Annotated in this window: 14 protein-coding genes; 5 read left to right on the top strand and 9 right to left on the bottom strand. The window is 39.2% G+C overall.

The window, feature by feature from the left end:
• Window positions 1-184 precede the first annotated feature (184 nt).
• The 5 genes from BKG94_RS03305 to radC form a co-directional block, all read right to left on the bottom strand.
• Entirely contained in the window at window positions 185-1,567 is a 1,383-nt protein-coding gene (locus BKG94_RS03305) for a glycosyltransferase family protein (RefSeq protein ID WP_143538892.1), read from the bottom strand.
• Between the two features lie 438 nt (window positions 1,568-2,005).
• A complete protein-coding gene (gene mutM / locus BKG94_RS03300) occupies window positions 2,006-2,821 on the bottom strand; it encodes a DNA-formamidopyrimidine glycosylase (protein ID WP_077434193.1) in 816 nt (271 codons plus the stop codon).
• 71 nt (window positions 2,822-2,892) lie between these two features.
• Window positions 2,893-3,063, bottom strand: coding sequence for a 50S ribosomal protein L33 (gene rpmG, locus BKG94_RS03295; protein ID WP_005613503.1), 171 nt, complete (start codon window positions 3,061-3,063; stop codon window positions 2,893-2,895).
• An 11-nt stretch (window positions 3,064-3,074) separates the two neighbouring features.
• Entirely contained in the window at window positions 3,075-3,311 is a 237-nt protein-coding gene (gene rpmB, locus BKG94_RS03290) for a 50S ribosomal protein L28 (RefSeq protein WP_005542826.1), read from the bottom strand.
• Between the two features lie 212 nt (window positions 3,312-3,523).
• Window positions 3,524-4,186, bottom strand: a complete 663-nt coding sequence (radC, locus tag BKG94_RS03285; protein ID WP_077434191.1) for a RadC family protein — start codon at window positions 4,184-4,186, stop codon at window positions 3,524-3,526.
• A gap of 174 nt (window positions 4,187-4,360) precedes the next feature.
• Here radC and coaBC point away from each other — a divergent pair, with 174 nt between their 5' ends.
• Genes coaBC through crp form a run of 5 tightly spaced genes read left to right on the top strand, consistent with a single transcriptional unit; the run spans window position 4,361 to window position 7,659 of the window.
• Window positions 4,361-5,563 carry a bifunctional phosphopantothenoylcysteine decarboxylase/phosphopantothenate--cysteine ligase CoaBC gene (gene coaBC, locus BKG94_RS03280; RefSeq protein ID WP_077434189.1) on the top strand — a complete coding sequence of 401 codons (1,203 nt, stop codon included), beginning with the start codon at window positions 4,361-4,363 and terminating at the stop codon, window positions 5,561-5,563.
• Window positions 5,564-5,612: 49 nt separating this feature from the next.
• Complete coding sequence (dut, locus tag BKG94_RS03275; RefSeq protein WP_077434187.1) at window positions 5,613-6,068, top strand: dUTP diphosphatase; 456 nt, start codon at window positions 5,613-5,615, stop codon at window positions 6,066-6,068.
• Between the two features lie 3 nt (window positions 6,069-6,071).
• Window positions 6,072-6,728 carry a nucleoid occlusion factor SlmA gene (gene slmA / locus BKG94_RS03270; RefSeq protein ID WP_077434185.1) on the top strand — a complete coding sequence of 219 codons (657 nt, stop codon included), beginning with the start codon at window positions 6,072-6,074 and terminating at the stop codon, window positions 6,726-6,728.
• 21 nt (window positions 6,729-6,749) lie between these two features.
• The gene (locus BKG94_RS03265) at window positions 6,750-6,968 is read left to right on the top strand and encodes a YheU family protein (RefSeq protein ID WP_077434183.1); all 219 of its coding nucleotides are present in this window, start codon (window positions 6,750-6,752) and stop codon (window positions 6,966-6,968) included.
• Window positions 6,969-6,987: 19 nt separating this feature from the next.
• Window positions 6,988-7,659 carry a cAMP-activated global transcriptional regulator CRP gene (gene crp / locus BKG94_RS03260; protein WP_077434181.1) on the top strand — a complete coding sequence of 224 codons (672 nt, stop codon included), beginning with the start codon at window positions 6,988-6,990 and terminating at the stop codon, window positions 7,657-7,659.
• A 446-nt stretch (window positions 7,660-8,105) separates the two neighbouring features.
• Here the strand turns inward: crp and nagE are convergent, their stop codons facing one another.
• The 4 genes from nagE to BKG94_RS03240 form a co-directional block, all read right to left on the bottom strand.
• On the bottom strand, window positions 8,106-9,572 hold the full coding sequence (gene nagE, locus BKG94_RS03255) for an N-acetylglucosamine-specific PTS transporter subunit IIBC (RefSeq protein ID WP_077434179.1): 1,467 nt from the start codon (window positions 9,570-9,572) through the stop codon (window positions 8,106-8,108).
• 75 nt (window positions 9,573-9,647) lie between these two features.
• Window positions 9,648-10,775: an N-acetylneuraminate epimerase gene (locus tag BKG94_RS03250; protein WP_077434177.1), complete on the bottom strand. Its 1,128-nt coding sequence runs from the start codon at window positions 10,773-10,775 to the stop codon at window positions 9,648-9,650.
• 110 nt (window positions 10,776-10,885) lie between these two features.
• Window positions 10,886-12,736 (bottom strand): TRAP transporter large permease subunit, encoded by a 1,851-nt coding sequence (locus tag BKG94_RS03245; protein WP_077434175.1) that lies wholly within the window; start codon window positions 12,734-12,736, stop codon window positions 10,886-10,888.
• An 81-nt stretch (window positions 12,737-12,817) separates the two neighbouring features.
• Window positions 12,818-13,804, bottom strand: coding sequence for a sialic acid TRAP transporter substrate-binding protein SiaP (locus BKG94_RS03240; RefSeq protein WP_143538900.1), 987 nt, complete (start codon window positions 13,802-13,804; stop codon window positions 12,818-12,820).
• Window positions 13,805-14,069: the final 265 nt, after the last annotated feature.

Raw genomic sequence — 14,069 nt, 5'->3', positions numbered from 1 at the left:
GAAATAGCTTAAAAAAGAGGATTCATACGATTGTAACAATAGCAAAAGTTAGACTATTTTCTAGAATGATTTGAGAAAAAACTGTTTTAGATCAAAGGAAAAAATAAAAATACTCCTAAAGAGTTATCTTGTAGCACTCTAATAAATTAAATTTTTGACCGCACTTTGAAAAAGAGTGATTAATTTACTGTTTCCAATCTATGCGTTCAATTAATGCTTGTTGTATTTCTTCAATCACTCTATCCCAAACTGGTAATGGTGTAGGGCAACGAAAGAGTTGAACGGTTGGATACCAAAGATTGTTTGATTCAACCAATCCCCAACGCCAATCTCCAATATAAGGCAACATCAATAAACTCGGAATACCCATTGCACCGGCAACGTGAACCACGGAAGTATCAACGGAAACGAGACAATCAAGGTGAGGCAGCATTGTTGCTGTTTCAGCAAAATCCTTTGCATTTTTCGCTATATTAGGAACATTGTATTTTTCCAGCAACTGTACCTCTTGTTCATTACAGGATTTTTGAACACAATACCAATCGATCCCTTCCATTTGAAATAGGGTTTCAATATGACCTAAATGATGAATAGAACGGTAGGCATCATTTTCATGAGTTGGGTCGCCACGCCAAACAATGCCGACCTTTAAATTTCCCGTATCTGGAAATAAGAGTATAGTGTTTTTCTGCATATTAGGATCTGCAAAAAGATAAGGTAAGCGTTTAGGTAAACGTGGAAAAGGAGTGCTTACATAAGCTAAAATTTCGTGTGGATAAACCCAATAATCAAATTCTCCGATGAGCTTTGATTGATCAATGGATTGATCTTTCAATTTGGTGGAATCAATCACCCAATCAATATCGGGGTGGGTGGAAATAAGAGAAACAATCGGGCTTTGTACTATCCATTTCACTGTTGCTCCTTGGGTTTTAAAATAATAGGCTAATTGAGCAAACATAATTTCATCACCTAAACCAAACTCAGTCCAAACTACGATCGTTTTTCCCGCTAAATCTTCACCTTTCCAACGTTTCTCATAAAATTTTTCTGATGGTGGTGTTGGGGTCCGACGTAGATGAGTATGGCCTAAAACCCTTTCTCGTTGTTGAAAGCCTATTTGATAATCTCCATTGGACAACGTATTTAAGGCTGCATAGATGTCCATTACCGAAGAGAGGGTTCTGTCAGACAAGCATTGCCAACTTTCTTGGCTAACAGAAGGCGTATTATGAAATAATTTACTTCGGATAAAATGAGGCAAAACAGAATGTGGCGAGGCATATTCCATTTTGTCCAACAGCGGAAGAAGGCGGTTGATTGGTGCTTTTTCACTAATTGCCTGTATTATTTTTGACTGAAGTTCAGCTACATCAGGAGCCTTTTTACTGAAAATCCAAACATTCAGATTTGGATTTTCGTGGAAAGTTAAAAGATCGGGAAAAAGTGCGGTCAATATTTCAGGCGTTTTTTCATCAATACGCTCCATTAATAATAAACCATTATTTTTCAACACTCTTATCCAGCATAATAGGTTTTCTTTAGAATAAGCGAGATCCGCGTCCACAAACATTGCTGAAAAAGTAGAGTTTTTTGTATGCTGAAGTTTATCTTTCGTACCTAATTCTCGATTCCAAGAACGAAGTTGTAATTTTTCAAGGAATTATTGATTAAAATTAGCCATCATTGAATCGGAACAAAGTTTGAGAGCGATATCTTGTTCGGTCATTTTTTGTTATTCCTGACTAGCCTTTGATAAGTTGAATTTGAATGATCTGCCAAGAGATTATGAGAATTACCCACTTAGCAATGGGCGTATTCTAAATTTAAATGAAAAAAACTCAAGCGGAGATAAAAACAATTGATTTGAAGGATGTTAAGAGAAAAAACATATGACAAAACAGTTTTCTGTTACTTAGCTAATTATTGGAGGAACTGTTTTAAATCTATTACTTTGGCACGAAAAATTTGCTAATTGAAAGGTAGCTTGAGGTATAATAAACTTTCACTTTTTCTTCTGGCAATGAGGACAAATATAACTGTTGCGTTGCCCAATAACTAAACTTTCAATTTTTGTACCGCACTTTGGACAAGGTTTGTCTTTATTACCGTAAACTAGTAATTCTTGAGCAAAATAACCGGGGCGTCCATCAGGCTGTAAAAAGTCTTTGAGCGTGGTACCGCCTTGTTCAATGGCTTTAGCAAGTACATTTTTGATTGTGGTAACGATGAGTTCGCATTGTTTTCGGGTTAGATTGGCAGCCACTTTTTGTGGATGTAAGCCACATAAAAATAAACTTTCATTGGCATAAATATTACCGACACCGACAACAATTGCATTATCCATTAAGAAGGTTTTAAGTGCGGTCAATTTTTTGCGAGATTTTTTAAAGAGATATTCTGCGTTAAATTCCTCAGAAAGCGGTTCGGGGCCGAGTTTTAAAAAAAGATGAAATTCTTCAAGATTTTTTGCCCATAGCCATGCGCCGAAACGACGGGGATCGTTATAGCGTAATAATTTTCCGTTATTCATCACAATATCCACATGATCATGTTTATCAATAGGGCTATCATGCGGCATAATTCGAACGGAGCCAGACATACCTAAATGCCCGATAATATACCCATTTTCCGTGTGGATAATCAGATATTTTGCTCGACGTGAGAGCGTTAGAATTCGCACATTAGACAATTCCATTAATTCAGGTGAAACAGCCCAGCGTAATTTCGGTTGGCGAACAATAATTTTTTCAATAATAAAGCTTTTTAAATAAGGGCTTATACCACGTAGGGCGGTTTCAACTTCAGGTAATTCGGGCATCGTTGAGCTCTCTAATGAATTTCGTGTACAAAAAAACCCGAGCAACCTCGGGCTTTTTCAAATCAGCAAAATTATTTGATTTTTGCTTCTTTATAGATAACGTGTTTACGTACTACCGGATCAAATTTTTTGATTTCCATTTTTTCAGGCATGTTACGTTTATTTTTATCAGTTGTGTAAAAGTGACCGGTCTCTGCAGTAGAAACTAAACGGATTTTTTCACGTGCGCCTTTCGCTGCCATGTCTTAGCTCCTTAGATTTTTTCGCCACGAGCACGGATTTCAGCTAACACTGCATCAATGCCTTTTTTATCAATAATACGCATACCTTTCGCTGTTAAGCGTAAAGTTACGAAACGGTTTTCACTTTCAACCCAAAAACGGTGGGTGTGAAGGTTTGGAAGAAAACGACGACGTGTCGCATTCATTGCGTGTGAGCGGTTATTACCCACAGCTGGACGCTTGCCTGTTACTTGACAAACTCTAGACATAATAATCTCCAATAATTAAATATAAGCTCGAGCTTACGTTTCGGATTGTTCTAAACCTAGTTTGACTAGATTTGCTGCCTCGTCAGGTCGCGCAAATCCGACCCGCTTACTATATTAAAGGTCGCAGATTATACTGACTTTATTTCCATTTCTCAAGTGTAAATACGATTTTCCTGGAGGAACGGAGAAAAAATAAGTAGTTTTTATGAGAATTAAAGAAAGTTATGCTCAGCAAAGGAATAACAATCGTTTTTTCCTACGATGAAATGATCGAGAACACGAATTTCCATTAATTCTGCAGCCTCACAAATTTTTTGCGTGACGAACTGATCTGCATAACTGGGTTCTGCAATACCCGAAGGATGGTTATGCGCTAAAATGATTGCTGCAGCATTGCAATAAAGCGCTTCTTTTATTATTTCACGCGGATACACGTTTGCTACATTAATTGTGCCTAAAAATAACCGCTCTTTTTTTATGAGTCTGTGTTGATTGTCTAAAAATAACACCATAAAAATTTCCCGTTCTTCGTGTTGTAATTCCATTCTCAAATAGAATTTAACGGTTTCCGGTTCAGTAAAAATTTGTGCATGAAACATTTCTTGTTTAAGGTAACGTTTGGTCATTTCAGTGGTGGCTTGGAGTTGAATAAATTGTGTAATACCTAAACCTTTCATTGCACAAAAAGAGATTTGATCGGCAGAAAGCAATGCTCGGATCGAACCAAAATGCTCAAGCACTTGTTCGGAAAGTTGCATAACGGGACAATCTTTTATACCGGTGCGTAAAAAAATTGCCAGGAGTTCTTGGTCTGAAAGTGTGGTTACGCCGTGTTTTAATAATTTTTCACGTGGCATAAGTTGAGGGCATTCCATCGCTTGTTTTATGTTAATAAAAGTTTTTCGAGATTTTGACTATTCTCATATTATGGGACAAGTTTTGAGTATGAATACTGCGTAGCGGATCGCGAAAATAAAATTTTTTATTCAACTAAATTGAAGTAAAATACACAAATTGTGGTTAACCACTAACAAATTAATGGAGAGGAAATGAAGTTAAGCGGAAAACGTATTGTTGTGGGGATAACCGGAGGAATTGCAGCCTACAAAACCATTGAATTTATTCGCTTATTACGCAAAGATGAGGCTGAAGTTCGTGTGGTATTGACGCCCGCTGCCGCAGAATTTGTTACACCACTGACTTTACAGGCGATTTCCGGTAATGCCGTCGCACAATCTTTACTTGATCCTCAAGCGGAACTTGCAATGGGGCATATTGAGCTTGCGAAATGGGCTGATGCAGTAGTAATAGCGCCGGCGAGTGCGGATTTTATCGCACGTTTTACGGTAGGAATGGCAAATGATTTACTTTCTACAATTTGCTTGGCAACCAATGCACCAATTTTTCTCGCCTCAGCAATGAACCAACAAATGTTTCGTCAGCAAATAACGCAACAAAATTTGACCGCACTTCAAGCAAGAGGCATACAGCTTATAGGCCCAAATAACGGTTTTCAGGCTTGTGGCGATATAGGGGCGGGACGAATGTCGGAACCTTCGGAGATATTTGAGGCTCTTTCAGATTTTTTCAAGCAAAGCAAAGACTTAGATGGATTGAATGTAGTGATCACTGCAGGCCCTACCCGTGAAGCCGTTGATCCTGTGCGTTATATCTCTAATCACAGTTCAGGCAAAATGGGCTTTGCTATTGCTGAAAATTTTGCGAAGCGTGGTGCGAATGTGACATTAATTGCAGGACCTGTCACTTTATCGACCCCGAATAATGTAACTCGTATTGATGTCGTCTCGGCGAAAGAAATGTGGCAAGCCGCACTTGAAAATGCCGTTAAAAATCAGATTTTTATTGGTTGTGCGGCGGTAGCGGATTATCGTGTTGCGGATATTGCAGATCAGAAAATTAAAAAATCTGCAGATGAAATGTTACTTAAATTGGTTAAAAACCCGGATATTATTGCAGATGTAGGGCATTTAACGGAATATCGCCCTTTCACTGTGGGATTTGCGGCAGAAACACAAAACCTTGCCGATTATGCAAAAGAGAAACTTAAACGCAAGAATTTAGATATGATTTGTGCGAATGATGTTTCTGAAGGGCAGGTATTTAATGCAGATGACAATGCTTTACAGCTTTTTTGGCAAGAGGGAAGTAAAACCCTTTCTTTAAAATCGAAAACTGAGCTTGCTGCTGATTTAGTCAATGAAATCGTTGAACGATACCAAAAAACATTATAATTTTTGACCGCACTTTATATAAAAAACAGAATTTCAAACGGAGTATGAGATGAAAAAAATAGACGTAAAAATTTTGGATCAACGCCTTGGGAAGGAATTTCCTTTACCCACTTACGCTACGGAAGGTTCTGCCGGCCTGGATTTGCGGGCATTAATTGATGAAAGTTTTGAGATTCAGCCTAATGAAACCAAATTGATTCCGACGGGTTTATCCATTTATATTGCCGATCCAAACCTAGCCGCAGTGATTTTACCTCGTTCAGGTCTGGGGCATAAACATGGGATTGTGTTAGGTAATTTAGTGGGATTAATCGATTCGGACTATCAAGGACCTTTGATGGTTTCAATGTGGAATCGTGGTACCGAACCGTTTAAAATTGAAGTCGGTGATCGCATTGCGCAGTTGGTATTTGTCCCTGTGGTGCAGGCAGAGTTTAATCTTGTGCAGGATTTTCAACAAACCGAGCGCGGTGAAGGCGGCTTTGGGCATTCAGGCAAACAATAATCTATGATAGAAGAACAATTATCTTTATCCGGTGTGGATGAAATTGCACCGGAAGTTAAACCACCTAAAATTGAAAAACGCACCGTGAAAGAGCGTCGTCAGCAAGTGCTAACGGTATTAACACACATGTTACATTCTGAACGGGGAATGGAGCGTATGACTACTGCCCGATTGGCTCAGGAGGTCGGTGTATCGGAGGCGGCTCTCTATCGTTATTTCCCGAGTAAAACAAAAATATTTGAAGCGTTGATTGAAAATATTGAAAGTAATTTATTGAGCCGAATCAATGCCTCTATCCGCAATGAAACTAATACGCAGAATCGAATACATGATATTTTGCAGATGATTTTAGATTTTGCCCGCAAAAATCCCGGTTTTACACGTATTTTAACAGGACATGCATTAATGTTTGAAGATGCGGAACTACAGGCGCGGGTTGCCATGTTTTTCGATCGTCTTGAAATGCAATTTGTGAATATTCTACAAATGCGTAAATTGCGGGAAGGAAAGGGGTTTGCAGTGGATATTCGCATTATTGCGTCACATCTGGTGACTCTATGTGAGGGACAATTTATGCGTTATGTGCGGACAAATTTCCGTACAACATCAAGTCAATCCTTTGAACAACAATGGCGCTTTATTGAGCCCTTATTTGCTTAATTGACTTTCTTAGGGAAATGTATGATTATTCCATGGCAAGAGTTAGAACCTGCAACCCTTGACAATATTGTTGAAAGTGTAATATTGCGAGAGGGGACGGATTACGGTGCAGAAGAAATTCCACTTGCGCGTAAAAAAGAACAACTATTAGAAAAAATCCGTAATGGAAGTGCGGTTATTATTTGGTCAGAATTACACGAATCCATTGATATAAAAGATAAAATGGAATTTTTGAAATAGAAACTGCTAAGGAGTCAATATGTCAGATTATATTGATGCTGATATTGAAGTGGAACAATTGCAAGATGAACATTCTACAAGAGATCCCGCTTTAGATTGGTTTTTGACACATTGTCATTTACACAAATATCCTGCTAAATCCACTTTGATTTATGCAGGAGAAGATGCAACCACGCTTTATTATGTCATTAAAGGTACAGTGATGGTTTCAGCCAAAGATGATGAAGGCAAAGAGATGATTTTAACTTATCTCGGTGCCGGTGAGTTTTTTGGCGAGGCCGGCTTATTTGATGAAGGTTCAAAGCGTTCAGCTTGGGTGAAAACTAAAACGCCTTGTGAAATTGCTGAAATTTCTTATAAAAAATATCGTCAATTGATCCAAATTAATCCTGAAATTTTAATGTTTTTAACTGCACAGTTAGCGCGTAGGGTGCAAAATACCTCCCGCCAAGTAAGTAATTTGGCGTTTTTAGATGTAGCCGGACGCATTGCACAAACGCTGATTAATCTTGCAAAACAACCAGAGGCAATGACTCATCCGGATGGTATGCAAATTAAGATTACACGCCAAGAAATTGGGCAAATGGTCGGTTGTTCTCGTGAAACGGTAGGGCGTATTATTAAAATGTTAGAAGATCAAAATTTGATTTACGCCCATGGTAAAACGATCGTTGTTTATGGCGTAAGATAAAAGATAACCCCTGAAAAGGGGTTTTTTTATATTAAAAAATAAATTTTGCATATTTAATATTCAAATAGATACACATTAAATTGACAATAGGAGAAAAGGACCTTATTATGTGCAGGTTCCTACAAATGCGTAGGAAAACAGGATTGGTCTCCTGAAAAGTGGCTCAAAAGGTTGAAAGACCTTTTTTATCGTTTTATGTCGCGCAGACTAGAACACCTCCATGGTGAGCTAGGTAGAAATTCCGCAAGGATGCGTACAGTAAGCCACTTGCTGTTAAGACCAATTCTGCTTAGTTCACCACCCAAGCATAATCTAATAGATTCTCAACTCTTTTCCTAAAATTCTAATATTCCCCTAATTGATCTTATAAAGTGGTTTTTTATTTTTTACAAAAAAATACCGCTCAATGGTTTGAACGGTATATAGTCTAAGTAGCTATTTTCTTATTAATGGATTTGACGTTTAATTGCTTCAGCCACTAATTCTGCTTCAGGTCCTAAGATGACCTGCAAGCCATCATTCCCTATTTTGATCGTGCCTTTTGAGCCTAAGGATTTTAGCTGTACTTCATTGATATTGTTGTGATCAACTAAGGTCAAACGTAATCGGGTGATACAAGCATCAATATTTTTAAAGTTTGCTTTTCCGCCTAATGCATCAATGAATTTGATGGCGGTTTCCTCACGAGAAGATGTGGTTGTTGCCGAAGATTCCTCCATCGCTTCTTCTTGCTCTTCGCGTCCAAGAGTTTTTAGGTTGAAGACCTTGATTGCGGTGCGGAATATCGCATAGTAAATCGCGAAGAAGACTAGACCTTGTACAATAAGCATATACCAATTCACCGCGAGTGGATTGCGAGAAGAAAGTACCATATCCACTAACCCAGCGCTAAAACCAAAACCGGCAATCCAATGCATACTTGCTGCAATAAATACGGAAAGACCGGTTAAGAGTGCGTGAATGACGTAAAGAATCGGTGCAACGAACATGAATGAAAATTCAAGTGGTTCAGTGATTCCGGTAAAGAATGAAGCAAATGCCGCCGCCAACATAATTGACGCTACTTTGGTTTTTTGGCTTGGTTTGGCGCTGTGGTAAATCGCTAAAGCAGCCCCCGGTAAACCGAACATCATCACAGGGAAGAATCCTGCTTGATACATTCCCGTCACGCCTACGGTTGCGGTTCCTTCTGCAAGGGATTTTGCCCCACCGAGGAAGTTTGGGATATCGTTAATACCGGCTACGTCAAACCAGAACACAGAATTTAATGCGTGGTGTAAGCCTACAGAAATAAGCAAGCGGTTAAAGAAACCGTAAATTCCGGCACCAACAGCACCTAAATCTTTAATGGACTCACCGAAAGAAACGAGCGCATTAAAAATATGTGGCCAAACGTATAGGAGAACGAAAGAGAGGGCGATCATTACAAAAGCCACCACAATCGGGACGAGGCGTTTTCCACTAAAGAAGGAAAGCGCTTTTGGTAATTCCACTTGATAGAAACGATTATAAAGTTCGGCAGAAATAACACCAATCAAGATCCCGACAAACTGGTTGTTAATTTTGTTGAAGGCAGCAGGTACTTGGCTTGGATCGATATGTTGAAGTTGTGCTACACCGCCCGGTGAAAGCAAGGTAGTTACTACATAAAAGCCTACCAAACCGGAAAGAGCGGCTGAACCGTGTTTGTCTTTTGATAAACCAAAAGCCACACCGACAGCGAATAATAAGCCCATATTATCAATAATCGCGGCCCCTGATTTGATTAATAAGGCAGCTAATTGACTGTTAGCGCCCCAACCGTCAGGGTCAAGCCAATAGCCGATCCCCATTAATAATGCGGCAGCGGGTAATGCGGCTACAGGAACCATCAACGCCTGCCCAATTTTTTGTGCATAGCTAAGAATGCTCATAAATACTCCTTGTATTGTTTACTAACAGACTGCGAATGATGTATTCACAAGCTGTTTTTTGTATTTTATTAGCGATTATTCCACAGTCAATTTTTTACCGTCATAACTTAATGTTTTTACGGAAGTTAAGGCTTTTCCACCATCGGTTTCACCGCCAATTAACAGCACTTTATTATCGTAAGAGACAGATAATCCATAGCCGATATTCATGGGTAACTCTCCAATAATACGCCATTTCCCATTATTCAGGGTATAAATTTCCTTATGCCATGTTTTGCTTAAACCTTTATGGGCATGCAGCATACCTTCTTTAAATTGTTTAACGGAACCCGGGAAGTTTGCCCCGCCTGTAACTAAATAATGACCATGACTGTAACCCGCCATCGCACCGGCTAAACCATCTTGGCTTTTGCCTTTGGGTGCCGGCAAATCCGGTAGATTTTTCCATTGAACACCTTTAGTTGTGAATTGACCTTGATGGGTTTCTGCTGTGCGAAGTCCGGGTTTAATTTCTCCATTCACGACCATTAAATTATCGCCTTGAATAGTAAATGCTGCGCCGGCTCGACCAGAAAATGGCACTCGACCTTCATTACGCCATTTATTTGTTGATGGTTCATAGCTTAATAATTCCGTAGTAAAGAAATAATCTTCTGGACGTTGGTCGAAATAGGCTGCCGTGATGTCATCTTTTTTCATTTTATCTTCACCAGCAGCCACTGTATCTTGGAAGAAACCGTTAAAGATAGAAAGATTAGATCCACCGACAATATAAACTTTATCATCGTGCGAGGCGCCGGATGAACCCACTAAACCACGTGGTGAACGGGTTGGTAATTTTGTCCAAGTGTTGTCCATCGGATTATATTGATAGGCATCATTGATCAGTTGAAGTTCTCCTTTTTCATTTTTTTGTAGGCCGCCAAATATATAAAGTTTTCCTTCTACGGCTGCTGCGACAGGTTGATTACGTTCTCCACCGGGGAATGCGGCAATTTCTTGCCATTGCGCAGCCGGATCTTTTAAGTTAAGGGAGTAGAATTTATCGCCACCGGAACCTAATCCAACATAAACGGTATCACCGATTAAAGCGCCGGCACCGCTTTTAATCCCAACGGGAAGATCTGGGTAGGCTTGAACATTGGCGGAAAATGTTATGGTGGCAAAAAGTGCAGTGCATAATGCTGTTTTTGTTAATGTCATAATAAACCTCATTGGGTAATGTTAGGGTTTGCTATTCATAAAACGGCATTGAATAGAGTGGTTATTTAAAGTGCGGTCAAAAACTCGATGATTTTTAACCGCACTTTAGGCTACGGAATCAACAGATTCGGTATAAAAGTAATAATTTGTGGGAAGATAGTAATTAAAACCAACATCGTAAAAATAGGCACTAAGAACGGTAATACCCCTTTGGTGACGGTGGATACCGACATATTGCCCACACGAGCTACCACAAAGAGCGCCATTCCCATTGGCGGTGTTAAGATACCGATCATCATATTCAAAGTTGTCATCACACCAAAGAATACAAGGTCGATATTAAATTGCATTGCAATTGGGATAAGCATTGGAAGCACTAAGAATTGTAATGCTAAAGCATCAATAAACATACCGAGGAAAAGCAATAGCGCATTGATCATTACTAGCACCATTAATGGTGAATCAGCCACGGCAACAAAGACATCAGCGATACGCATTGCTACTTGTTCACGGGCGATCATATCGCCGAAAAAAGTCACCGTCATAATCATTAATGCAACTACACCGGTAATTGCCATGGCTTCGACACAGCTGTTGAAAAGCGTTTTTAGGGTGAGTTCTTTATAAACAAATTTTCCGATAATCACGGAATAAGCGGCTGCAACGACAGCAGATTCTGTTGGACTGAATAAACCGGAGAAAATGCCGCCGATAATCAGTAATGGCGTTAAAATTGCCCAAAATGCTTTTTTAAATGCGCTACAAAGCTGTTCACGAGAAGCTTTTGGTGTTCTTGGATAACCCCGTTTTTTAGAGACATAATAATTCATTGCCATTAAAGCAATGGTCACTAATACACCCGGCACAAAACCGGCAATAAAGAGTTTCGCAATGGACTCGTTAGCGATGACGCCGTAAATAATCATAGCGATACTTGGTGGTACTAAAGGACCGATAATGCAAGAGGCCGCTGTAATCCCTCCACAAATATCATCATCATAACCTGCATCGCGCATGGCTTTAATTTCCAGTTGTCCTAAACCGCCCGCATCCGCAAGGGCAGAGCCTGACATACCGGAAAATAATAAACTTGCCCCGATATTTACATGCCCCATTCCGCCAGTGTAATGACCGAGTAAGGCTTTTGCAAAGTTGAAAATACGCTCTGTAATTCCACCTGTATTCATCAAAATACCGGTTAAAATATAGAATGGTACGGCAAGTAATGGGAAGCTGTTCAAGCTATATACCAATTTGTCTGAGGCGGCATTAACCACATTCCAACGGGTCATGGCAAAATAAAGGAGGGTTGCGATGAACAGTGACCAACCCACAGGTACGCCCAAGAACATAATGACAAGCCATACAAGCAAGGCGACATAGACGGCACTAGAACCCAGTTTTACGTAGTTGGTAATACGCAAAACTTTAAACCAATCCGGCGCAAAAAATAAAATTGCCAATAAAATGACCGCACTTACAATAAAGAAAGTGGCGGGTAAATAGCTTTTATCTTCCTTGAAATTTTGCGATTGAGCTTGAAAAAAGCGGATCATCATCAGAGCTGCAACAACAGGTAAAGCGGCAAAAATCCATTTCTCTGAAATTCCGCCTAATGCATCAATCGGGAAAGATGCACTGTTAAAGGTTCGGATACCAAAATGAATAAAAAAGAAAATACAGGCAAAAATGACGAGTTGCACAAAAGTATTTGAGATTTTTCTCACTTTGGTCGGCATTAAATTAGTGAGAAAATCAATGTAAACATGCTCTTGTTTTCTGACTGCAACGCTAATACCAAGCATACCCACATATACGAAAAGCAGCTTGGCAAGTTCTTCACTCCAAATTAAGGGTGAGTGAAATATCTGTCTGGAAAGAATCTGAGCGATAAGAATGCAGAAAATGACGAGAAATAGCACACCGCCAAGCCATTCTTCTAATTTATTAAAAATTTTCATGCTTCACTCCATGAACGAAGACGAAAAGAAAAAGGACAAAATTGAATGCACCAAACAGGAGGTGCATTCAAGACTAACTCGTTATTTGATTGCTTCAATTTCTTTTAAAGCTTCTTCACCTTTGCTACCGGTTTGTTTTACAAACTCATCATAGAAAGGTTTCATCGCAGCTTTGAATGGCGCAAGATCCGGTTTGGTTACTGTAACACCTTGTTTTTCAAAGAAAGAGATCAAATCTTTTTCACCATCGGTGAACAATTGGGTATGATATTTCGCTGCATTTTCAGCAGCTTCTTTCAGCACTTTTTGTAGATCTTCCGGTAAATCTTGATAAGTTTCGTTACTCACCAAATAAAGCTGATCGTTCAAAATATGATTAGTCATGGCTAAGAATTTTTGCACTTCATAGAATTTTTGTGCTTGTACTGTTGCTAAAGGATTTTCTTGGCCATCTACAGAATTGGTTTGAAGAGCAAGATAGACTTCAGAAAATGCCATTGGTGTCGGAGATGCGCCCACATATTTTGCGTATGCCAAATTCGTTGCCGCATTCGGTACACGGAGTTTCAAACCTTTCATATCTTCAATGCTGTTAATTGCGCGATTTGAAGTCGTTTGACGTGTTCCATTATATGCTTGAGAAAGTAACGTTACTCCTAACTCTTTATTCATTTTTTGCATCAAATCTTTACCAAATGCGGTTTCATATAAGGCTTTTTGTGCCACATTATAGTCTGTGATCACATAAGGTAGTGCAAGCACGGCGACTTCCGGATAGAACAATTGGAAACGTGCGGATTCCGCAAAGGTGAAATCAAGAGAACCGTCTTTTAACTGCTTTAACATTGCGCGATCATCGCCTAGTTGTGAGCTAGGATAGAGTGATACTTCAATTTTTCCAGCTGATTTTTCTTTTACTTCTTTAGCAAACATTTCTGCCGCTTTATATTCATTAGACGAGGTTCCGGCATTCATACCGAACTTTAAATCATAATCTGCAGCGAAAACGGCAGAAGATAGACCGGCAGTAATGGCAGCTGTAAGAAAAAGTTTAGTAAATTTCATGATGTGGCTCCTAATGTGGAAACTATCAGCATTGATAGTGTTAGCATGAGAATTTTGGTAAAACAGGACCCAAAACAATTTATTCGATTTTCATTTTAAGAGTAAAAAAATGTTTTTAAAATAGTTTATGGAGTTTTATTTCAAAAGTGAGACATTGATCACATTTAAGAAAATGCACTTCAAAAACAAATTTAAAATGAAGTTTTATTTCTATATAATGAGGAAAAATAGTGAAAATCGGGATTTTAATGATCTCAGTTGATCCGAG

Source organism: Rodentibacter ratti (assembly GCF_002000485.1).
Lineage (GTDB): Bacteria > Pseudomonadota > Gammaproteobacteria > Enterobacterales > Pasteurellaceae > Rodentibacter > Rodentibacter ratti.
This window is presented reverse-complemented; position numbering and strand designations above follow the sequence as displayed.

Coding starts and splice junctions, on each gene's coding strand:
- mutM (WP_077434193.1), bottom strand. CDS start 2,821: ATGCCCGAATTACCTGAAGTTGAAACCGCCCTACGTGGTATAAGCCCT.
- rpmG (WP_005613503.1), bottom strand. CDS start 3,063: ATGGCAGCGAAAGGCGCACGTGAAAAAATCCGTTTAGTTTCTACTGCA.
- rpmB (WP_005542826.1), bottom strand. CDS start 3,311: ATGTCTAGAGTTTGTCAAGTAACAGGCAAGCGTCCAGCTGTGGGTAAT.
- radC (WP_077434191.1), bottom strand. CDS start 4,186: ATGGAATGCCCTCAACTTATGCCACGTGAAAAATTATTAAAACACGGC.
- coaBC (WP_077434189.1), top strand. CDS start 4,361: ATGAAGTTAAGCGGAAAACGTATTGTTGTGGGGATAACCGGAGGAATT.
- dut (WP_077434187.1), top strand. CDS start 5,613: ATGAAAAAAATAGACGTAAAAATTTTGGATCAACGCCTTGGGAAGGAA.
- slmA (WP_077434185.1), top strand. CDS start 6,072: ATGATAGAAGAACAATTATCTTTATCCGGTGTGGATGAAATTGCACCG.
- BKG94_RS03265 (WP_077434183.1), top strand. CDS start 6,750: ATGATTATTCCATGGCAAGAGTTAGAACCTGCAACCCTTGACAATATT.
- crp (WP_077434181.1), top strand. CDS start 6,988: ATGTCAGATTATATTGATGCTGATATTGAAGTGGAACAATTGCAAGAT.
- nagE (WP_077434179.1), bottom strand. CDS start 9,572: ATGAGCATTCTTAGCTATGCACAAAAAATTGGGCAGGCGTTGATGGTT.
- BKG94_RS03250 (WP_077434177.1), bottom strand. CDS start 10,775: ATGACATTAACAAAAACAGCATTATGCACTGCACTTTTTGCCACCATA.
- BKG94_RS03245 (WP_077434175.1), bottom strand. CDS start 12,736: ATGAAAATTTTTAATAAATTAGAAGAATGGCTTGGCGGTGTGCTATTT.